The 19,683-nt window shown below is 69.1% G+C and carries 23 protein-coding genes, 1 tRNA gene and 1 pseudogene; 9 read left to right on the top strand and 16 right to left on the bottom strand.

Annotated elements, in window-relative coordinates; genetic code table 11:
• Positions 1 to 29: 29 nt before the first annotated feature.
• Positions 30 to 1,595: a bifunctional metallophosphatase/5'-nucleotidase gene (locus DFP88_RS00750; protein WP_110812541.1), complete on the bottom strand. Its 1,566-nt coding sequence runs from the start codon at positions 1,593 to 1,595 to the stop codon at positions 30 to 32.
• A 180-nt stretch (positions 1,596 to 1,775) separates the two neighbouring features.
• On the opposite strand from DFP88_RS00750, the gene DFP88_RS00745 reads away from it, so the two are divergent.
• Together DFP88_RS00745 and DFP88_RS00740 are read left to right on the top strand one after the other, a co-directional pair.
• Positions 1,776 to 2,111, top strand: coding sequence for a DUF952 domain-containing protein (locus DFP88_RS00745; RefSeq protein ID WP_110813261.1), 336 nt, complete (start codon positions 1,776 to 1,778; stop codon positions 2,109 to 2,111).
• Positions 2,108 to 3,160 (top strand): quinone-dependent dihydroorotate dehydrogenase, encoded by a 1,053-nt coding sequence (locus DFP88_RS00740; protein ID WP_110812540.1) that lies wholly within the window; start codon positions 2,108 to 2,110, stop codon positions 3,158 to 3,160. Before DFP88_RS00745 ends, DFP88_RS00740 begins: the two co-directional genes overlap by 4 nt.
• 22 nt (positions 3,161 to 3,182) lie before the next feature.
• Here the strand turns inward: DFP88_RS00740 and DFP88_RS17430 are convergent, their stop codons facing one another.
• From DFP88_RS17430 to DFP88_RS00725, 4 genes are all read right to left on the bottom strand, one after another.
• Positions 3,183 to 3,314, bottom strand: coding sequence for a hypothetical protein (locus DFP88_RS17430; RefSeq protein ID WP_281268135.1), 132 nt, complete (start codon positions 3,312 to 3,314; stop codon positions 3,183 to 3,185).
• A 160-nt stretch (positions 3,315 to 3,474) separates the two neighbouring features.
• A complete protein-coding gene (locus DFP88_RS00735; protein ID WP_110812539.1) occupies positions 3,475 to 4,815 on the bottom strand; it encodes an MATE family efflux transporter in 1,341 nt (446 codons plus the stop codon).
• Positions 4,812 to 5,276: a PaaI family thioesterase gene (locus DFP88_RS00730; protein WP_110812538.1), complete on the bottom strand. Its 465-nt coding sequence runs from the start codon at positions 5,274 to 5,276 to the stop codon at positions 4,812 to 4,814. The genes DFP88_RS00735 and DFP88_RS00730 overlap by 4 nt, the downstream gene beginning before the upstream one ends.
• Positions 5,276 to 5,743, bottom strand: a complete 468-nt coding sequence (locus tag DFP88_RS00725) for a PaaI family thioesterase (RefSeq protein ID WP_110812537.1) — start codon at positions 5,741 to 5,743, stop codon at positions 5,276 to 5,278. The genes DFP88_RS00730 and DFP88_RS00725 overlap by 1 nt, the downstream gene beginning before the upstream one ends.
• Positions 5,744 to 5,873: 130 nt before the next feature.
• Between DFP88_RS00725 and DFP88_RS00720 the strand changes: the two genes are divergently transcribed.
• The gene (locus DFP88_RS00720; RefSeq protein WP_110812536.1) at positions 5,874 to 6,272 is read left to right on the top strand and encodes a MerR family transcriptional regulator; all 399 of its coding nucleotides are present in this window, start codon (positions 5,874 to 5,876) and stop codon (positions 6,270 to 6,272) included.
• 176 nt (positions 6,273 to 6,448) lie between these two features.
• Positions 6,449 to 7,021, top strand: coding sequence for an NADPH-dependent FMN reductase (locus DFP88_RS00715; protein WP_110812535.1), 573 nt, complete (start codon positions 6,449 to 6,451; stop codon positions 7,019 to 7,021).
• Between the two features lie 147 nt (positions 7,022 to 7,168).
• Here the strand turns inward: DFP88_RS00715 and tig are convergent, their stop codons facing one another.
• Positions 7,169 to 8,494, bottom strand: coding sequence for a trigger factor (tig, locus tag DFP88_RS00710; RefSeq protein WP_110812534.1), 1,326 nt, complete (start codon positions 8,492 to 8,494; stop codon positions 7,169 to 7,171).
• A gap of 27 nt (positions 8,495 to 8,521) precedes the next feature.
• Positions 8,522 to 8,606 (bottom strand) — tRNA-Leu (locus DFP88_RS00705).
• A 187-nt stretch (positions 8,607 to 8,793) separates the two neighbouring features.
• On the opposite strand from DFP88_RS00705, the gene DFP88_RS00700 reads away from it, so the two are divergent.
• From DFP88_RS00700 to DFP88_RS00685, 4 genes are all read left to right on the top strand, one after another.
• A complete protein-coding gene (locus tag DFP88_RS00700; RefSeq protein ID WP_181418527.1) occupies positions 8,794 to 9,486 on the top strand; it encodes a thermonuclease family protein in 693 nt (230 codons plus the stop codon).
• A 65-nt stretch (positions 9,487 to 9,551) separates the two neighbouring features.
• Positions 9,552 to 9,950, top strand: a complete 399-nt coding sequence (locus DFP88_RS00695) for a DUF6497 family protein (protein ID WP_146227389.1) — start codon at positions 9,552 to 9,554, stop codon at positions 9,948 to 9,950.
• Positions 9,947 to 10,330 (top strand): hypothetical protein, encoded by a 384-nt coding sequence (locus DFP88_RS00690; RefSeq protein WP_110812532.1) that lies wholly within the window; start codon positions 9,947 to 9,949, stop codon positions 10,328 to 10,330. Before DFP88_RS00695 ends, DFP88_RS00690 begins: the two co-directional genes overlap by 4 nt.
• Before the next feature lie 168 nt (positions 10,331 to 10,498).
• Positions 10,499 to 10,717, top strand: a complete 219-nt coding sequence (locus DFP88_RS00685; RefSeq protein ID WP_110812531.1) for a hypothetical protein — start codon at positions 10,499 to 10,501, stop codon at positions 10,715 to 10,717.
• A gap of 99 nt (positions 10,718 to 10,816) precedes the next feature.
• Here the strand turns inward: DFP88_RS00685 and DFP88_RS00680 are convergent, their stop codons facing one another.
• The gene (locus tag DFP88_RS00680; protein ID WP_245904618.1) at positions 10,817 to 11,320 is read right to left on the bottom strand and encodes a DUF4174 domain-containing protein; all 504 of its coding nucleotides are present in this window, start codon (positions 11,318 to 11,320) and stop codon (positions 10,817 to 10,819) included.
• 154 nt (positions 11,321 to 11,474) lie between these two features.
• On the opposite strand from DFP88_RS00680, the gene DFP88_RS00675 reads away from it, so the two are divergent.
• On the top strand, positions 11,475 to 12,035 hold the full coding sequence (locus DFP88_RS00675; protein ID WP_110812530.1) for a type 1 glutamine amidotransferase domain-containing protein: 561 nt from the start codon (positions 11,475 to 11,477) through the stop codon (positions 12,033 to 12,035).
• A 69-nt stretch (positions 12,036 to 12,104) separates the two neighbouring features.
• On the opposite strand, the gene DFP88_RS00670 is transcribed toward DFP88_RS00675, so the two are convergent.
• The 8 genes and pseudogenes from DFP88_RS00670 to DFP88_RS16955 all read right to left on the bottom strand — a co-directional run bounded on the left by DFP88_RS00670 (position 12,105) and on the right by DFP88_RS16955 (position 19,667).
• On the bottom strand, positions 12,105 to 13,064 hold the full coding sequence (locus DFP88_RS00670; RefSeq protein WP_110812529.1) for an ABC transporter ATP-binding protein: 960 nt from the start codon (positions 13,062 to 13,064) through the stop codon (positions 12,105 to 12,107).
• A complete protein-coding gene (locus tag DFP88_RS00665) occupies positions 13,061 to 14,053 on the bottom strand; it encodes an ABC transporter ATP-binding protein (protein ID WP_110812528.1) in 993 nt (330 codons plus the stop codon). The genes DFP88_RS00670 and DFP88_RS00665 overlap by 4 nt, the downstream gene beginning before the upstream one ends.
• 4 nt (positions 14,054 to 14,057) lie before the next feature.
• Positions 14,058 to 14,969 (bottom strand): ABC transporter permease subunit, encoded by a 912-nt coding sequence (locus DFP88_RS00660; protein ID WP_110812527.1) that lies wholly within the window; start codon positions 14,967 to 14,969, stop codon positions 14,058 to 14,060.
• A 1-nt stretch (position 14,970) separates the two neighbouring features.
• Positions 14,971 to 15,965: pseudogene (locus DFP88_RS00655) on the bottom strand (ABC transporter permease subunit).
• Complete coding sequence (locus DFP88_RS00650; RefSeq protein WP_110812526.1) at positions 15,965 to 17,056, bottom strand: M24 family metallopeptidase; 1,092 nt, start codon at positions 17,054 to 17,056, stop codon at positions 15,965 to 15,967. The pseudogene DFP88_RS00655 and the gene DFP88_RS00650 overlap by 1 nt, the downstream one beginning before the upstream one ends.
• A 67-nt stretch (positions 17,057 to 17,123) precedes the next feature.
• The gene (locus tag DFP88_RS00645; protein ID WP_110812525.1) at positions 17,124 to 18,716 is read right to left on the bottom strand and encodes an ABC transporter substrate-binding protein; all 1,593 of its coding nucleotides are present in this window, start codon (positions 18,714 to 18,716) and stop codon (positions 17,124 to 17,126) included.
• A gap of 288 nt (positions 18,717 to 19,004) precedes the next feature.
• Positions 19,005 to 19,493: a DUF2948 family protein gene (locus tag DFP88_RS00640; RefSeq protein WP_110812524.1), complete on the bottom strand. Its 489-nt coding sequence runs from the start codon at positions 19,491 to 19,493 to the stop codon at positions 19,005 to 19,007.
• Positions 19,494 to 19,667 carry a hypothetical protein gene (locus DFP88_RS16955; protein ID WP_181418526.1) on the bottom strand — a complete coding sequence of 58 codons (174 nt, stop codon included), beginning with the start codon at positions 19,665 to 19,667 and terminating at the stop codon, positions 19,494 to 19,496.
• Between the last annotated feature and the right edge of the window lie 16 nt (positions 19,668 to 19,683).

Raw genomic sequence — 19,683 nt, 5'->3', positions numbered from 1 at the left:
GCCCGCTGGGTGCCGCTTTGCGGCCTGTCTTATTCGCCGGCAGCGGTGATGCGGCCGTCGGTATAGGGCTCGTAGGGCGAGTTCTCGGTGATGTACTCGGCCATCACCTCGGCCAGGTCGGGGCCGAAGTCGTAGGCATTGGCGGCATCCTCGAACATCGCGTAGCCGTCGCCGCCGTTGCGGACGTAGTTGTTCGACACGACGCCGTAGGTCGCGCTCTCGTCGATCGGCTCACCGCCGACCATCACGTCCGAGATGCGGCTGCCCGGCTCGGCGCTGGCGTCGAAGGTGTAGCTCATGCCCGAGACCTGCGGGAAGCGGCCGGCACCCTCTTCGATCTGGCCGACGCCGTTCTCGAGCGCCTCGATCAGCGTGGCGCCGTCGACCTCGAAGGTGGCGAGGGTGTTCTGGAACGGCAGGACGGTAAAGACCTCGCCCATGGTGACCTCGCCCGCGTCGATGCTGGAGCGCAGGCCGCCGCCATTGGTGATCGCGACCTGGATGCCCTGGTCGGCGACGCGGTCGAGCATGGCGTCGGTCGCCAGGTTGCCCATTTCGCATTCGCCGGCACGGCAGGTCTCGCGCGAGCCGTCGATCGGCCCGGCGCTTTCGCCGATGACCTCGCTGCGCAGCTCCTCGAGGGGGGCGGCCAGCTCGGCGACGCGGGCCACGGCGGCCTCGTCCTCGGTCACCGAGGCGTCGAGCAGGATCGGATCGCCGCTCAGTTCGGTCACGTTGCCCTCGTCGTCGAAGGTCACCTGAATCTCGCCGAGGTACTTGCCGTAGGCATAGGCGGTGAAGACCGGGACGTCGTTGACCATGGTCGGGTAGCTGTACTCGGCCTCGCCGTCGTTGGTCATCAGCGTGTGGCTGTGGCCGCCGATGATCAGGTCGACGCCCGTCAGCTCTTCGGCCAGGCGGCTGTCCTCGGTGACGCCGACGTGGGTCAGCAGGATGATCTTGTTGACGCCTTCTTCCGTCAGGCGGTCGATTTCACCCTGCGCGGCATCGACGTCGGAGGAGAAGATGACCGTATCGCCGGGGGAGGAGGTTTCGGGCGTGTCCTCGGCCAGAACCGAGACGATGCCGACCTGCTCGCCGCCGACCTCGATCGTCACCGACTTCTCGACGCGGCCGGCCAGCTGGTCGTTCTGGCTGACGTCGATATTGGCCGAGAGGACCGGGAAATCGACCTGGTCGAGGAAGTCCGACAGACCCTCGGGGCCGTTGTCGAACTCGTGGTTGCCGACGGCCATGGCGTCGTAATCGAGATCGCCCATGAACTCGGCCGCGATATCGCCGCCGTACTGCGTGAAGAAGAGCGAGCCCTGGAACTGGTCGCCCGCGTCCAGCAGCAGGACGTTGTCGCCCGCCCGCTCGCGCGCCTCGGCCACGGCGGCGACCAGCCGGCCGATGCCGCCAAAGCATTCGCCCGCGTCGGATTCTTCGGCCGAGCAGGTCGAATCATAGGCGTTGATCGGCTCGAACCGGTCGTGGAAGTCGTTGGTGTGCAGGATCGTCATCGACAGATCGGCCTGCGCGGCCCCCGCGATCAGCGCGAGCGCGGCGCTGGTGGACAAAAGCTTGATCGTCATGGATTTCCCCCTTGGGTTGGTCACGGGTACACTGGGCGCAACGACACGCCTGTGTCAAAGCTGACGTTCGGCTATCGCGGGCGAATGACAGGCCGATGACGCAAAGCGCCTTTCCTTCAGGCAATGGCGCCCAGGGCAAGCGCCTTGACCGGGGCGCCCCGCGGCGGCATCAGCAGACCCATGCTGATCTACAAGATTTTCCGCGCGCCCGAATGGGCCGCGCTCGAGGAAGCGGGCCAGACCGACGGCGCGCCCATCGATGTCACCGACGGCTACATCCACATCTCGACCGCCGCACAGGTAGAAGAGACGGCGGCGAAGCACTTCGCCGGCGAGGACGGGCTGATGCTGATCGCGCTCGAGGCGGAGAGCCTGGGCGAGGGCCTGCGGTGCGAACCCTCGCGCGGCGGCGCCCTCTTCCCGCATCTCTACCGGCCGCTGCGCCTCGATGACGTGCTGTGGTCGAAGCCGCTGCCCCTCGTTGGCGGGCGCCACGACTTTCCGGAGCTGGAATGAGCGGCGCCAAAAGGCTCGCCCTCGCCGGGCTGCGCCGCCTCGACCCCGAGCGGGCGCATGGTCTGGCGCTTTCGGCGCTGCGGGCCGGGCTGGGGCCGCGCGGCGGGCCGGTGCGCAGCCCGCGGCTGGCGGTCAGCCTTGCGGGTCTTTCGCTGCCGAACCCCGTCGGCCTTGCCGCCGGCCTCGACAAGAACGCCGCCGCCTTGGACGGCCTCGCGCGCTGCGCCTTCGGCTGGGTCGAGGTGGGCGCGGTGACGCCGCGCCCGCAGTCCGGCAACCCCCGCCCGCGCCTCTGGCGGCTGACCGAGGATCGCGCCGCGATCAACCGCTTCGGCTTCAACAACGAGGGGATGGAAGCCGCGGCAGAGCGGCTGGCGCGGCGGCCCGCGGGGCAATGCCTCGGGCTGAACCTCGGCGCCAACAAGGACAGCGCGGATCGCGCCGGCGATTTCGCGGCGGTGCTGACGCGCTGCGGGCCGCATATCGATTTCGCCACCGTCAACGTCTCCTCGCCCAATACCGAGAAGCTGCGTGATCTTCAGGGGCGAGCTGCGCTAGCGGCCCTTCTGGCCCGCGTGCAGGAGGCGAATGCCGCCCTGCCCCGCCCGCTGCCGATCCTGCTGAAGATCGCCCCCGACCTGACGGAGGCGGAGCTGGCGGATATTGCCGAAGCGGCGGAAGAGGCCGGTATCGCCGGGATCGTCGCGACGAACACGACCCTCTCGCGCAAGGGGCTGCGCAGCGCGGATGCGGACAAGCCCGGCGGATTGTCGGGCGCGCCGCTCTTCGAGAAATCGACGCGGGTGCTGGCGCGGCTCTCGACTCTGACGGCGCTGCCGCTGATCGGCGTGGGCGGCATTTCGACGGCGCAGGAGGCCTATGCCAAGATCCGCGCCGGTGCATCTGCACTGCAGCTATACACGGCCCTGATCTACCGCGGCCCGGCGCTGGCACGCGAGATCGCTCTGGGCCTCGAGGCGCTGCTGAAGCGGGACGGTTTCGCCTCGGTCAGTGAGGCGGTGGGAACGGGGCGCGGCGACTGGCTGTGACCGCGCCCCGGGCAAGGCGGGGCTACTTGCCCTTCTTGCCGCCGATGTTCAGGCCCTTGCCCTCGAGCGAGTTGGCCGTGGCCAGCACCTTGAGCTTTTCCTGCTTGGGTTTCTTGGTCTCGCGATTGCCGCGTTTCGAGTCGCCTTTTCCCATGATGTCCTCATCTGGAACGGGATCCGCCGGGCGAAACCCGGCGGTAGGCTCAGAAAATCAGCGCGGCGGCTATCCGGCGGGCGATGATCTGGTGAGGGGGGCCATCGGCCCCTGCCCCACAAGATAGGCCTGCCCGCGACCTGCGGCAAGCGCCGCCGGATCAGGCCGGGCCCGCCGCCCGCTCGAGCGCGGGATAGCGCAGGGCCAGCGTGACGCCGCGCGCGACGAAGGACAGCATCAGGGCCGCCCAGAGGCCGTGGTTGCCGAAGACCGCCATTAGCGGCCAGGCGGCGACGAAGTAGATCGCCGCCGAGACGATCATCATGTTGCGCATGTCGCGGCTGCGGGTGGCGCCGATGAAGACGCCGTCCAGCATCCAGGCCGCCAGCCCCACGAGGGGCGCCGCCACCATCCAGGGCAGGAAGGCTCGCGCCGCCTCGCGCACCTCGGGGGCGGTGGTCATCAGGTCGATCACCCCCGGCCCCAGCACGGCAAAACCCAGCGCCAGCAGGGCCGAGGCCGCAAGCGCCCAGCCGCTGGACAGCAGCGCCGCGCGGCGCAGCACCAGCGGCGCGCGTGCGCCCATCGCCTGCCCCACCAGCGCCTCGGCGGCGAAGGCGAAACCGTCCAGCGCGAAGGCGGTGACCTGCAGGAACTGCATCAGCACCTGGTTCGCCGCCAGCCGCACGTCGCCCATGCCCGCGCCCCAGAAGACGAAGCCGGTGAAGGTCGCCTGCACGAGGACCGAGCGGATCAGGATATCGGCGTTCACCTGCGCCATGTGCCGCAACCGCGCCCCGTCCAGCACCCGCGCCCGGTCGCGCCAGGCGCCATGCGCGAAGGCCGCGCGGCACAGCCAGAGGCCCAGCGCCAGCCCGCTCCATTCGGCGACGAAGGTCGCCGCGGCGACGCCCTGCACGCCCCAGCCGAGGCCGAGCACGAACAGCAGGTCGAGTGCGATGTTCAGCCCGTTCATCCAGAGCTGCAGCCAGAAGACGGCGCCCGTCCGCTCCTGCGCGATGAGCCAGCCGTTCACGCCGTAGATCGCGATCAGCGCCGGCGCCGACCAGATGCGGATCGCCATGTAGTCGCGGGCCAGCGCCTCGACCTCGGGGCTGGCGGGGGCGATGCGGAAGGCCAGCGCGAAGAGCGGCAGCTGCGCGAGGATGAAGAAGGCCCCCGCCGCGCCGCCGATCAGCAGCGCCCGGCTGAGAAGGGCCGCGACCTCGGCGCTGTCGCCAGCACCGCGCGCCTGCGCCACGAGGCCGGTGGTGCCCATGCGCAGGAAGCCGAAGATCCAGTAGAAGCTGGTCAGGATCACCGCGCCCAGCCCCACCGCGCCGATCGGTGCGGCATCGCCAAGCTGGCCGACGACGCCGGTATCGACGATCCCGATCAGCGGCACGGTGGCATTGGACAGCACGATCGGCAGCGCGATGCGCAGCACCCGCGCGCTGGTCAGGCGCGGCGGCGGCACCGCCGCCTCGGCCGGCGCGCTCATGCCCCGGCCCCGCTGCCCGGGCGCGGCGGCATCAGGAAATGCCCCACCGCCTGGGCGAAGGGCCTCGCGCGCGCCTCCTGCCAGGCCTCGACCCGCACGCTGGCAAAGCGGCGCCCGGCGCGCGAGACATGGGCCCGGGCATAGGCGTCGCGCGGCAGGCCGGGACGCAGGTAGTCGATGGTGAAGTCGATGGTGCGCGGCAGCAGCGGCCAGCCGGCGCCCGGCTCGCCGTTCTGGTCGGTGCCGACAAGGCCCGTCTCGGCGCACAGCTGGCCGACCGCCGTCACCTCGAGGAAGGCGGCCGTGGCGCCGCCGTGAAGGGCCCGCGGCACGGGGTTGCCGATCAGCGCCTCCTTGAAGGGCAGCACGACCGTCAACTCGTCGCCGTGGCGATCGAGGCGGATGCCGAGAAAGCCGAGGTAGGGCACCTGCTCGACCAGCCTGTCCAGAAGATCGGCCATCACGCCTCCTCCGCCTGGCCGTGCATCCCGTCGCCGGCGCGGCTGACGCCGTCGACGGTGAAGGTGCCGGTGGCCGTGGCGACGGGGCGGTTCGTGTCCTCGTCGCTGGCGACGGCCCGGACGAAGGCCACGGAGCGGGTCATGTGCCAGCACTCGGCCCGGGCGGTGATCGTCTGCCAGGGGGTGGCGCTGCGCATGTAGTCGATGCGCAGGTCCAGCGTCGCCGCCGTGCGCGGCGCGGCAGGATGCGCCAGCACCGCCGCCCCGGCGGCCGTGTCCATCAGCGCCGAGACCGCGCCGCCGTGGATCACGCCGGTGGTCGGATCGCCGATCAGCCGCTTGTCATAGGGCATCGCCACCACGGCGCTGCCGGCGCCGATCTCGCGGATCGTGAGGCGCAGGGCGGCGGCATGCGGCAGCGCGGCGATGAACTGCTGCGCAAGCTTCTCTCTTCGATCCTGTGGCATGACCCTGCTCCGACATTCCCTAAGCGTCGCCTTGCAGGCATGACGCATTGCCGCCCGGGGTTCCAGAGGGCTTTGCCGCGCCTTGCCACAGGCCGCCGCGCCCCCTAGATCTCGTGCAAAAGAGGATCCGATGGACGACAAGCGCCTGTCTTTCAAGGAAATGGCCGCAAGGTTCGATGTGACGCCGCGCACGCTGCGGTATTACGAATACATCGAGCTTCTGTCGCCGCTGCGGGACGGCCGCGCCCGCTGGTATGGCCCGCGCGAGATCGCGCGGATGACCCTGATCCTGCGCGGCCGGCGCTACGGCTTCAGCCTCGAGGAAATCCGCCAGTGGCTGCTGATCTACGAGCGCGAGGGGAACGAGGCGCAGCGGCGGCGCCTGCTCGACCTCGCCGACCGGCAGCTCTCGGTGCTTGAGCAGCAGCAGCAGGAGCTGGCGGTGACGCTGGACGAGCTGCGCCTCCTGCGCGACGAGACCCGCCGCCAGCTGGACGAGGACAGGCCGGAGACCGCGCCCGGGGGCTGAGGCGCCCCGCCGCACCCGGACTGTGCGCTCAGGCGCCGACAGGGACGTCGGGGCCGTCTTGTGCCGCGCTGCAGCGATGTTAGCTCTGTCCTCTCCCGCTGCCCCCGAGGGGGCCGGCAGAACAAACAGACAGGCGCCCCTCCCCCCACAGCGGCAGGCGCCGGCACGGAGGCCTCATGGCACTGAAACTCAAGATCATCATCTCCAGCACCCGCCCCGGCCGCGTCGGCCCCAAGGTCGCCGACTGGATCGCGGACCTGGCGAAGGCCAACGGCGGCTTCGACGTCGGCGTGGTGGACCTTGCCGAGATGGACCTGCCGCTCTTCGACGAGCCGAACCACCCGGCGATGCAGAGCTACGAGCATGCCCATACCAAGCGCCTGAGCGCCGAGATGGGCGAGGCCGATGCCTTCGTCTTCGTCACGCCCGAATACGACGGCTTCCCGCCCGCGGCCGTGATCAACGCGATCCAGTACCTCGTCGCCGAATGGAATCAGAAGCCGGCCGGCGTCGTCAGCTACGGCTTCGTCTCGGGCGGGCTGAAGGCCGCGCAGGTCCTGCGCGAGCTGATCGGCAACGTCGGGATGATGCCGCTGAGCGGCGTGGTCCCGATTCCCTTCTACCCGCAGGTGATGGACGAGGCCGGCATCCAGGCGAACGAGCCGATGATCCAGGGCGCCACCGGCATGCTGGCCGAGCTTGCCACCTGGGCCGAGACGCTCAAGCCGATGCGCGAAAAAGCCGCCTGAGGCCGCGCAGCACTGACCGGAAAAGGCCGCCCTTGGGGCGGCCTTTTTCATGCGCGGGTCCCGGGGGTGGGCGCAAAAGAAAAGGGGGCCGCCCGAAGGCAGCCCCCTGTCGTCTCGGGGCGGCGCGCTTGCGCCGGCCCCGAAGGATCACTCCTCGTCGAGGGCCTCGACGGCCTTCTCGAGCTCTTCCTTCGAGACTTCCTTTTCCTCGATCTTGGTCTGCTCGAAGAGGTGGTCGATCACCTTGTCCTCGAACAGCGGCGCCTGGATCTGCTGGCGCATCTGCGGGTTCTGCTGGACGAACTCGAAGAACTGACGCTCCTGGCCCGGGTACTGGCGGGCCTGGTTCATCACCGCCTGGGTCATCTCCTGGTCGGTGACCTTGATCTCGGCCTTCTGGCCGATGTCGGCCAGCAGCAGGCCCAGCTTCACGCGGCGCTCGGCGAGCTTGCGATGCTCTTCGGTGGTCTCGATCTCGCCGTGGTCATGGCCGTGATCGTCCGGGTGCTCTTCGTGGTAGAGCTGGTGGGCGATCTGGTTGGCCTCGGCATCGACCAGGCTCGGCGGCAGCTCGAAGCTGACGGCCTCGTCCAGGCGGTCTAGCAGCGTGCGCTTGGTGACCGAGCGGGCGGCCTGGGCGTATTCGGCCTCGAGACGCTCGCGGATCTGGCCCTTCAGACCTTCAAGGTCCTCGGCGCCGAAGCGCTTGGCCAGCTCGTCGTCGATCTCGGCGGGCTTGGGCTTCTTCACGGCCTTGACGGTGCAGTCGAAGACCGCCGCCTTGCCGGCCAGATGGGCGGCCTGATACTCCTCGGGGAAGGAGACCTCGACGGCCTTCTCCTCGCCGGCCTTCACGCCCTTCAGGCCATCCTCGAAACCGGGGATGAAGCTGTTGGAGCCCAGGACCAGCGGGTAATCCTCGGCGGTGCCGCCTTCGAAGGCCTCGCCGTCGACCTTGCCGACGAAGTCGATGGTGACCTGGTCACCCTCTTCGGCGGCGCCGTCCTTGTCCTCGTAGTCGGTCGCGGTCTCGGCGAGGCTCGACAGCGCGTCGTCGACGGCGGCCTCGTCGGCCTTCACGGTCATCCGCTCGAGCGAGATCGAGGAGGCATCGAGTTCCGGCACGTCGGGCAACTTCTCGTAGGAAACCGAGACGACGACGTCCTCGCCCTCTTTCCAGTCGTCGTTCGTCATCTTGACGTCGGGCTGGCTGGCGGGGCGATCGCCGGTCTCTTCCATGTGCTCGGAGAGCGCGCCGTCGATGCTTTCCTGCATGGCTTCGCCGATCAGGCGCGGGCCGAACTGGCGCTTGAGCAGCGACAGCGGGACCTTGCCCTTGCGGAAGCCCTTCATCTCGATGTCGGGCTGGGCCTCGGTCAGCTTCTGCTGCACCTTGGCGTCCAGCTCGGCCGCCGGCAGAGTGATGGTGTAGCCGCGCTTCAACCCGTCGTTGAGCGTCTCGGTGACCTGCATTGTCCGTCCTTTTCTCTTGTCATCTCGTGGTGCGGGTGAAGGGACTCGAACCCCCACGCCTTGCGGCGCTTGGACCTAAACCAAGTGCGTCTACCAGTTCCGCCACACCCGCACGTCTGAACGGGGCGCCGGAACGCGCCCCGATATTCCGGCGCTCTGTATCAAAGCGCCTCGCCGGGCGCCATAGCGGAAACACCGGCGCGCGCAGGCGCCGCACCGTCGTCCCTGACAGGACTGCGGTTTACCTTCCTTAACGGCATGGATTGCCGCGGAAGCCCCGCGGCGGCAAGGCGCAGGCCATGCCCCGCCTCCGGTTCCTCGCGCTGATCGCCCTCCTGCTGTGCTGCGCCGGCCTCGCCGCCGCGATGCTCTCCGGCGCGCCCGGCCCCGGCGGTGCTGCAAGGGTCGAGCGGGTCGTGGATGCCGATACCTTCGTCCTCGACGGAGAGCGCATCCGCCTTTTCGGCGTCGACGCCCCCGAATCCGCGCAGCACTGCCCCGACGGCGAGGGTGGCGCCTGGGAGTGCGGCGCCTGGGCCACCGAGGTGGTGCGCGACCGGCTGGAGGGGCAGCGCCTCACCTGCCGGGAGGTCGAGCGCGACCGTTACGGCCGCAGCGTCGCGCGCTGCAGCCTCGATGGCGCGGACCTCGGCAGCATGCTCACGGCCGAGGGGCTGGCCACCGCCTACCGCGCCTATTCCACCGACTACGTCGAGGAAGAGGCCACCGCCCGCGCCGCCGGCCTTGGCATCTGGCGCGGCGGGCTGACCGCGCCCTCCGACTGGCGGGCCGGCCGGCGCGAGGTCGTGCCGGTGCCGCAGGCCAGCCGCGACTGCCGGATCAAGGGCAACATCTCCTCCTCGGGCCGCATCTACCATCTGCCCGGCAGCCGTCATTACGAGGACACCCGTATAGACACCGCCGCGGGCGAGCGCTGGTTCTGCACCGAGGAAGAGGCGCTTGCCGCCGGCTGGCGCGCCCCGCGCGGATGACGGCCCTCTTTGCCTCCCGACCGCGGGGCCTGTAGAGTGGCGGCGCTATGGGCAGGAGCCGGATGATGCAGGCAGGATCGACAGTGCTGGCGGCGCTCGCGGCGATCGGCTGCCTGGGGCCTGCCGCCGCCGCGCAGACGGTGATCGACACGCCCTCGGGCGCGAGCGCGCAGCTTCTGGGCGTGGTGCTGGAAGAGGATCTCCACGTCGCGCGCTTCCGCTTTCTCGTCGAGGCGCTGGGGTCCGATGGGCTGACCTTCGAGGCGGTCGATGCCGATTTCGCCTGGCTCTGCGCACAGCTCGCCCTGCCCGCGCTGCGGCAGAACGGATGGGAGGCCGGGCAGGTCATCCTGTCCTATTCCGACCGCGACCTGCCCTTCGGCACGCTCGATGCCGAGGCCACGCAATATTTCGAAGCCTTCCGCGTCGAGGACGGCGCCTGCATTCTGGACCCATTCGGATGATCAAGCATCGCGGTTTCCCCAGCCGGTTCCCCGGAACCGACTACCAGTTCACCATCCGCCGCGCCCACAAGGCCGGCCCGACCAAGCTGATCCGGCGCGAGCGCTACGCCGACCGCCGCGCGCTCGACCGCCGGGTGGACGCGGCCTTCATGGCCGCGCTCTGGGCGCAGTTCGGAGAGGAGCCCTTCGAGCGCGGCAACCTCGACGCCGGGCGGCTGAGCTGGCTCTTCGGGCGCGAGGTCGTGCCGGCCGAGGATCCCTTCGATCCCGAGGATTACGAGGCGCTGCTGCGCATCGACCCTGCCGCGGCCCGCAGCACCTATCCCGCCGCGATCGAGGGCGGCGCCGATCAGGACTGGGACCCCGACGACGAGGATTGATCCGCGAAACAGCGCGCCGCCGATCGGCAGACTATCGCCCGCCGGGCCGCTCCGGTGGCGGGGACAAGCGAAGTTGTACCTGTTCCCCATCAGCGGTTCTTGCACCCTCGGCAGAGCCATGGCAGGCAAGTCTTCGACTGGGGTTAAATATACATACAGGAGTTTTCCATGTCCTCGATCCTCAAGCTCTCCGGCGCCCTCGCCGTCGCCCTGACCCTCACCGCCTGCGGCGAGACCCCCGGTGAGCGCGCCGCCACCGGCGCCCTGGCCGGTGCTGCCGGTGCCCGCGTTCTGGGTGAAGACGCCGTGACCGGCGCCCTCGTCGGCGGCGCCGTCGGCGGCATCGCCCCCTGCGTGCAGAACCCGAACCGCGCCGGCTGCCAGTAAGGGCACCTGCCCCCCGCCGCGCGGGGGGCATCAGGCAAGATCTTGAAACGGCCGCCGAAGGGACTTCGGCGGCCGTTTCTCATTTCGGCGACATGGCAGTCAGCGCGCCTCGTTGATCTCCTGCTGGCGCAGGGGCATCTTGTCGATGGCATGGGTGATCTCGCGCACGCTCCAGGGGCTGGGCTTGCGCTGCGCGATGCGGCCATCCTTGTCGATCAGGGTCAGCGCAAAACCCCGTGGCCGCAGCACCTCGCGCAGCGCGCTTTCGGCGCCGGGATCGGTGTCGACGAGCACGATCACGTCGCGCACCGCCAGATCCTCGATCCGGTCCTGAAGAAGCGCCATCTGCTGCGAGAACGCCGGATCGCGCGGTGTATCGGCAAAGACCACCACCGGCCTCGCAAGATAAAGCAGATCGGACAGCGCGACATCCCCTGCCGCGAAGATGCGGGCCGGATCCTCCTGCCAGGCGGCGATCGTCGCCTCGGCTGTCGGCTCGCTCACCAGGGCCTCGACCATGGCCGGGGCCTGTGCCGCGGTCGCCGCGGGAAAGCCCGCCCAGAAAGTCGCCGCGCCGCAGGCGGCCAGGATCACGCTTTTCATGACCTTCATATAGGCATCGCGCCCCCCGGCGCAAAAGCCGCGCCGGCACAACTTTCCGTTGGGCCCGCGACGCCCGCTCTCCCCCCGGGGCAAGCGATGGAACGCCGCCGCGCTTGCCGCGTTGCACCGACCGACGAGCGAGAAAGGAGACATCATGACTCAGATCGCCGAAGCCAAGATCCTGATCATCGCCACCGACGGCTTTGAGCAGGTCGAACTGACCCAGCCCCGCGACAAGCTGCGCGAGGCCGGTGCCACCGTTCATGTTGCCAGCCCCGATGGCACCGCCATCCGCGGGTGGGACCAGACCGACTGGGGCCAGGAGGCCCCCGCCGAACTGAAGATCGCCGACGCACGGGTCGAGGATTACGACGCCCTCGTCCTGCCCGGCGGCCAGATCAACCCCGACAAGCTGCGCCTCGAGCCCGAGGCGGTGAAGCTCGTCCGCGACTTCTTCGATGCGGGCAAGGTGCTTGCCGCGATCTGCCACGGCCCCTGGCTGCTGGTCGAGGCCGATGTGCTGCGGGGCCGCGAGGCGACCTCCTTCCCGTCGATCCGCACCGACCTGAAGAACGCCGGTGCCATCGTGCACGACAAGGAAGTCGTGACCGACAAGGGGATCATCACCAGCCGCAACCCCGATGACATCCCGGCCTTCGTCGCGAAGATCATCGAGGAAGTGCAGGAAGGCCGTCACGAGCGCTCTGCCGCCTGATCGGCACGCTGCCACGGCATAACGGACCAAGGGCCCCCGCCTCGTGCGGGGGCCCTTGTCTTGCGCGGCCTAGTTTTCCGGGAAGAAGCAGGCCGCCGGATGCGCCTCGGCCTCGTTCAGCTCGGGCCGCTCGGCGCGGCACTTGTCCTGCGCCTTCCAGCAGCGCGGCGCGAAGGGGCAGCCCGAGGGCACCGCCAGCGGCGAGGGCAGCTCGCCCTTCAGCTTGATCCGGTCCCGCGCGCCGCGCGGATCGGCCTTCGGCGTCGCCGAAAGAAGGGCCTTGGTATAGGGGTGGCGCGGCGCGTCGAAGAGCGCGTCCTTCGCCCCCCGCTCCACCGCGCGGCCAAGGTACATCACGATGACCTCGTCGGCGACATGGCGCACCACCGAGAGGTCGTGGCTGACAAAGAGATAGGCCAGCCCCAGCCGCTCCTGCAGGTCGAGCAGAAGGTTTAGGATCTGGCTCTGGATCGACAGGTCCAGCGCCGAGACCGGCTCGTCCAGTACCAGCAGCTTCGGCTCCAGCATCAGCGCGCGGGCGACCGCGATGCGCTGGCGCTGACCGCCAGAGAACATGTGCGGGTAGCGGTCGTAATGCTCGGACCGCAGGCCGACCAGCGCCATCATCTCGCGCGCCTTTTCGGTGCGCTCCTTCGCGCTCATCTTCGGGCGGTTGATCTTCAGCGGTTCTTCGAGGATCGCGCCGATCCGGTGCCGCGCGTTGAGCGAGCCGTAGGGATCCTGGAACACGATCTGCACGTCGGTGCGCAGCTGCGCCCAGTGCTCTCGGCTGGCCTCGAGGCCGCCGATGCTCAGGCTGCCGCCCGTCGGCTCTTCGATCAGGGTGACCATCCGCGCCAGCGTGGACTTGCCGCAGCCCGATTCGCCGACCACGGCCAGCGTCTTGCCCGGCATCACGCTGAAGCTGGCATCTGCAACGGCCCGCAGGGTCTGCGGCTTGCCGAAAACCCCGCCGCCGACCTCGTAGTCGCGGCGCAGGTGGGTCGCCGTCACCACGGGGGCGGTCATCGGGCCACCTCCACCGCCTGCGCCTCTTGCGGCGCGTGCAGCGGGTAGTGGCAGCGGGCGAGGCCGAGCGCGGCGGGCTGCACCGGCGGGTCCACCTGCCGGCAGCGGTCGTCGGCGCGGGCGCAGCGCGGCGAGAAGAGGCAGCCCTGCGGCCTGTCGAACTGCCCCGGCACCACGCCGGGGATCGTCGGCAGCCGCCGCTCGGTCGCGCGCTCGGGCAGCGCGGCGAGAAGCGCGGCGGTGTAGTGGTGGTGCGGCGTGTCGAACAGCGCCTCGACGGCGTTCTCCTCGACCTTCTGGCCGGCGTATTGCACCGAGACGCGCTCGGCCGTCTCGGCCACCACGCCCATGTCGTGGGTGATCAGGATCAGCGCCATGCCGGTCTCCTGCTGCAGATCCTTCAGAAGATCGAGGATCTGCGCCTGGATCGTCACGTCGAGCGCGGTGGTCGGCTCGTCCGCGATCAAGAGGCGCGGGTTGCAGGCGATCGCCATGGCGATCATCACGCGCTGGTTCATGCCCCCCGAAAGCTGGTGCGGAAAGGCGGCAAGCCGCCGCTCGGGCTCGGGGATGCCGACGAGGTCCAGAAGCTCCACCGCGCGGCGCTTGCGCCCCTCGCGGTCCAGCTTCAGGTGCTGGCGCAGCGCCTCCTTGATCTGGAAGCCGACGGTGAAGCAGGGGTTCAGCGAAGACATCGGCTCCTGAAAGATCATCGCCATGTCCTTGCCGATCAGGCGCCGGCGGGCCGGTCCCGAGAGGCTGCGCAGATCGTGGCCGGCAAAGCTCATCTCGTCGGCGGTGATCTTCGCGGTCCAGGGCAGCAGGCCCATGGTCGCCAGCATCGAGACCGACTTGCCCGAGCCGCTTTCGCCGACGATGGCCAGAATCTCGCGCTCGTCGACCTCGACGTCGACACCGTCGACGGCACGGAAGCCGCCCGAGGATGTTGCGAACTCGACGCTGAGGTTGCGGATGGTCAGAAGAGACATGCCCTCAGCTCCGTTTCAGCTTGGGGTCGAGGGCGTCGCGCAGACCGTCGCCCATCAGGTTGATCGCGAGAACGGCGACCAGAATGGCGATGCCGGGCTGGGTGACGACCCAGGGCGCGCGCAGGATGAACTCCCGCGCCTCGGCCAGCATGGTGCCCCATTCGGGTGTCGGCGGCTGCGCGCCCATCCCCAGAAAGCCCAGCGCCGCGGCATCGAGGATCGCCGAAGAGAAGCTTAGCGCCGCCTGCACGATGATCGGCGCAAGGCAGTTCGGCAGCACGGTCACGAACATCAGCCGCAGGTAGCCGGCGCCGGCGACGCGGGCCGAGACGACGTAGTCCTTGCCCCGCTCGTTCAGCACCGCGGCGCGGGTCAGCCGCACGTAATGTGGCTGCTGCACTACCGCGATGGCGACCATCGCGTTCAGAAGGCTCGGCCCGAGGATCGCCACCAGCACCAGCGCCAGCAGGAGCGAGGGGAAGGCGAGGATCACGTCCATCACTCGCATGATCAGCGTGTCCAGCCAGCCCGGCGCGAAACCGGCGATCAGCCCGACCAGGATGCCGCCGGTGGCCGAAACGACGACCACGACTACGCCGACGAAGAACGAGAAGCGCGCCCCGCTGATCAGCCGCGACAGCATGTCCCGGCCCAAAGGATCGGTGCCCAGCGGGAACTGCCAGACCCCCTCGCCCGACCAGATCGGGGGCGTCAGCGCATAGGCGCGGAACTGCTGCGACGGATCGTAGGGAGAGATCAGCGGCGCGAAGATCGCGACGAAGAGGAACAGCGCGAAGATATAGAGGCCGATGACGGCGCCGCGGTTCTCGCGGAAGTAGCGCCAGAACTCGCGCAGGCGGCCGGGCCGGCCCGGGCCGACCTCTTCCTCGGGGGCGGTGGAGGTGACGTCGACCATGTCAGCGTTTCCGGATCTTGGGGTTGATCAGCCCGTAAAGGACATCGACCGTCAGGTTCACGATCATCACGATCAGCGCGATCAGCAGCAGACCGCCCTGAACGACCGGGTAGTCGCGGCGGAAGATGGAATCGACCATCCACTTGCCAATGCCGGGCCAGGAAAAGATCGTCTCGGTCAGGATGGCGCCGGCCATCAGCCCGCCGACCGAGAGGCCGATCACGGTGATGACGGGGATCATCGCGTTGCGCAGCGCATGCAGCCCGTTCACGCGGCTGGGGCGCAGGCGGTGCGGATGTAATCCTCGCTCAGCACCTCGAGCATGGCAGAGCGGGTCTGCCGGGCGATGATCGCCAGCGGGATCGTCGCCAGCACGATGGTCGGCAGGATCAGGTGCGACACCGCCGAGGCAAAGGCCCCCTCCTGCCCCGAGAGCAGGGAGTCGATCAGCATGAAGCCGGTCACCGGCTCGATGAAGAACATCAGGCTCATCCGGCCCGAGACAGGCGTCCAGCCGAGGGTGCCCGAGAAGAAGATGATCAAGAGCAGCGCCCACCAGAAGATCGGCATCGAGTAGCCGATCAGCGCGGTGGACATCAGCGCCCGGTCGAAGAACTTGCCCCGGTTGACGGCGGCGATGACGCCCGCCGGGATGCCCAGCAGCGTCGCCAGCACGATGGCGCAGAGCGACAGCTCGACCGTGGCGGGGAAGAGGGCGAAGAATTCGTCCCAGACCGGGCGGCGGGTCAGGAAGCTTTGCCCCAGATCGCCCTGCAGGACGCCCGTCAGATACTCCCAGTACTGGATCCAGAGCGGCTGGTCGAAGCCGTAGCGCGCCGTCAGCGCGGCGTAATCGGCATCCGAGAGCCCGCGTTCGCCGGCCATGACGAGGATCGGATCGCCCGGCAGCAGGCGGATGAAGGCGAAGGAGACCAGCGTGACGCCGATGAAGGTCGGCACGAAGGTCGCCAGACGCGACAGGAGGTAACGCAGCATCAGCCCACCACCCTCAAATCCTTGGGAAAGGTCGTCAGCGACCGGCACCCGTCCTCGGTGACGAGGATGTCGTCCTCGATGCGCACGCCGAAGGCCGACAGATCGTAAAGCCCCGGCTCGTTGGTGAAGACGCAGCCCGGCTCGAGCACCTCGTGGTTGCCGCGCATGATGTAGGGCGCCTCGTGCACCTCGCGGCCCAGCCCGTGGCCGGTCTTGGTGCGGATGCGATCCGCGAAGGGCGAGGCTTCGAGCACGCTCGTCACCGCATCGTCGATCTCATGCGCGGTGACGCCGGGGCGGGTGACCTCGTGCCCGGCAAGGTTGGCGCGCAGCACGGTGTCGTAGACCTCTCGCGCGTGGTCATCGGCATGGCCGACGAAGACGGTGCGGGTGATATCGGCGTTGAAGCCGCCCAGCGCGGCGCCGAAATCCAGCAGCAGCGCGTCGCCGGCCTGAATGCGATAATCGTCGCGGGCATGGGCATGCGGCTTGGCGGAATTCGTGCCGGCGGCGACGATGGGCGAAAAGGCGAGCGCATCGGCGCCATGCGCGAAAAGCGCCTGCACCAGCCGGCTCTCGACCTCTTTCTCGGTCTGGCCGACCTGAACCTGCGACAGAACCTCCTCGAGCGCGGCCTCGGAGGTGCGGATCGCCCGCTCCAGCATCGCGACCTCGTCCGGCGTCTTCTTCAGCCGCAGGGCCGAGATCGGCTTTTCCGCATCGACGAGGCGCAGCCCCGGATAGGCGCCGGCGAGGGCATGGTGCACGAAGACGCGCATCACCTGCCCTTCGACCGCCGCGCTTGCCAGCGGCATATGGGCCGCAAGCGCCGCGAAGGCCGCCTCGTAGCCGTCCTGGTCGCGCCAGTCGAAGACCGCGCCCTCGAAGTTCAGCGCCGCGAAGGAGCCCAGTTCGAGGTTCGGCACGATGGCGGCGGGCTCCCCTTCGGCGGGGATCGCGATCAGCATCGGGCGCTCGTGGCTGCCGTAGGCCTGCCCGGTGAGGCGGGTGAAGTTCGGCCCCGGAACGAGGATGACGGCGTCGAGGCCAAGAGCCCTGGCGGTGGCGCGGTACTCGGCGGTGCGGTCCATGACTGTCCTTGGAATAATGATCGGGGGACGGGACCCTCAGGCCCCGCCCCCCGGCTGTCGTGACGTCTTACTGCGACAGGCCGTACTGGCCGAAGACCAGGAAGCCCAGCGAGTCCAGCTCGAAGTCGGTGACTTCGCTGCGGTAGGGCGTGAAGACCGTCGAATGGGCGATCGTCGCCCAGGGGGCCTGATCCTTGAAGACGACCTGCGCCTCTTCGTAGAGGGCCGCGCGCTCGTCCTGGTCGGTGACCTGCGCCGCCTCGGTCACGAGGTCGTTGAACTCCTCGTTGCACCACTGCGCGGAGTTGCCGCTGCCGACGGCCTCGCAGCCCAGCAGCGTGGCGAGGAAGTTGTCCGGATCGCCGTTGTCGCCGCTCCAGCCCAGCAGGACGGCGCCGTCGCGATCGGTCTCACGCGCGCGGGAGAGGTACTCGCCCCACTCGTAGGAGACGATCTCGACGTCGACGCCGATCTCGCCGAAGTCCTCTTGCAGAAGCTCGGCCATGCGGCGGGCGTTGGGGTTGTAGGGGCGCTGCACCGGCATCGCCCAGACCCGCATCGACAGATCCTCGACGCCCGCATCGGCCAGCATCTGGCGCGCGGTCTCGGGATCGTAGGGATCGTCCTCGATGCTGTCGTTGTAGGACCACATCTGCGGCGGGATCGGGTTCTTTGCGGCCTGGGCGGAGCCCTGGAAGACCACGTCGATGATCGCCTGCTTGTCGATCGCCATGTTCAGCGCGCGGCGCACGTCGGGATTGTCGAAGGGCTCCTGCGTCGTGTTGTAGGCGAGGTAGCCGATGTTCAGGCCCTGCTGCTCCGCGACCTCGATGGTGTCGTCATCCTGCATGGCGGCGACATCGGCGGGGTTCGGGAACTGCATGAAGTGGCATTCGCCAGCCATCAGGCGCTGGTAGCGGACCGAGGCGTCGGGCGTGATCGCGAAGACCAGGTTGTCGACGGCGGGCTGGTCCTCGACCCAGTAGTCCTCGTTGGCGCTGTAGCGGATGACCGCATCGGGCTGGTAGCCTTCGAAGACGAAGGGCCCGGTGCCGATCGGCGCCTGGTTCAGCATCTCGGGGGTGCCGGCGGCCTCGAGGCTGTCGGCATATTCCTTCGAGAGGATCGAGGCGAAATCCATCGCCATGTTGGCGATGAAGGGCGCGCTCGGCTGGGTCAGGGTGAACTTGACGGTGCGGTCGTCGACGGCCTCGATGCTGTCGATGATATCGCCCATCGCCATGCCGTCGAAGTAGGTCCAGGTCCCGCCCGAGGCATTGTGGAAGGCGTTTTCCTCGTCCATCTGCCGCTCGAAGCTGAAGATCACGTCTTCGGCGGTCAGCGGACGCGAGGGTGTGAAGCTGTCGTTCGAGTGGAACTGCACGCCTTCACGCAGGGTGAAGGTATACTCCAGCCCGTCCTCCGAGACCTCCCAGCTTTCGGCCAGCGCCGGCAGCACCTCGGTGGAGTCGTTCGCGAAATCGACGAGCTTGTCGTAGATCGTGCGGCTGGAGGCGTCGAAGGTGGTGCCGGCGGTGTAGAGCGCCGGATCGAAGCCCTCGGGCGAACCTTCGGAGCAATAGACCAGCGTCTGCGCCGAGGCGCTGCCGGCGAGGGCGGCGAAGACGGCGCCTGCGGCATAGAGTTTGCGGTTGAACATTTGGGTCGGTCTCCCTGTCGTCGTCGTTGAGGGACGCGCCGCGTGTCCGCGGCGGCCCGCCGTCCCGGATTGCCCGGCCAGAGGGCCGGCCAGGAGGCTGAAACCGAAGGGGGCAGGGCGTTGCGCGCCTTCTTGCCCCGGCTTCGGCATGGCTGCGACGATACGGTAAAGACGGCCTCGCGCAAGCGTTACGGATGCCGTGGCAGCATGGGTCCTAGCGTAAGGATTGTGCAGCGCCCGGAAAACAGGCGCTTTTGGAACGGCGCCCGGACACGGGATGACGTTGGGTCAGGCCTCGTGACCGGGGGCCTTGCCGGAGGGCGAGAGCCAGGGCCGCGTCACGTCCTTGAGCAGGACCTCCAGCGCCTCGACGTCGATTGCGATGACGCCGTCGCCGGCAAGCGTCAGGGTGACGGTGCCGGTGCCGTCCGGCCCCGGCGCGAAATCCACCGACAGCAGCGACAGCACGGTATCGGCATCGCCCTGTGGCACGTCCTGATGCCGCACGGCGAGGGCCTCTTCGATCACGAGAACCGATTGCACCCGCTCGAGGCCCCTGCCCCGCCGCTCCGCCGCCTCGGCGTCTTCCCAACGAAAGCGGTTGAGCAGCAGCGCAAAGCGCCTCTCGCGCCGCGACCAGCTCATCTCGCTGGCGGGCAGGACCGCGTCCTGTGCCAGCGCCGAGATCACCGCCAGATCCTCGGCATCCAGGGCGCGCAGCCGAAGCGGGGCCTCGCCGCCATCCTCAAAGCGGGCGTCGCCGGTCTCGTCGGTCATTCAGCTGTCCTCCTGCCGCGCCGCATCCGCATCGCCGGGCGCATCCTGCGGCTTGCGCGCGGCGGCCTGCGCCTTGCGGCGGGCGATATTGGCCTTGAGGGCGGATTTCAGGCGGTCCGCACGCGCGGAGCCCTGCGGCCTCTTCTTCGGCATGTCGTCCTGCGGCGTCTTCATGCAGCCATACCTAGGT

The sequence above is a fragment of the Pseudoroseicyclus aestuarii genome (genome assembly GCF_003217255.1).
GTDB classification, from domain to species: Bacteria; Pseudomonadota; Alphaproteobacteria; order Rhodobacterales; family Rhodobacteraceae; genus Pseudoroseicyclus; species Pseudoroseicyclus aestuarii.
This window is presented reverse-complemented; position numbering and strand designations above follow the sequence as displayed.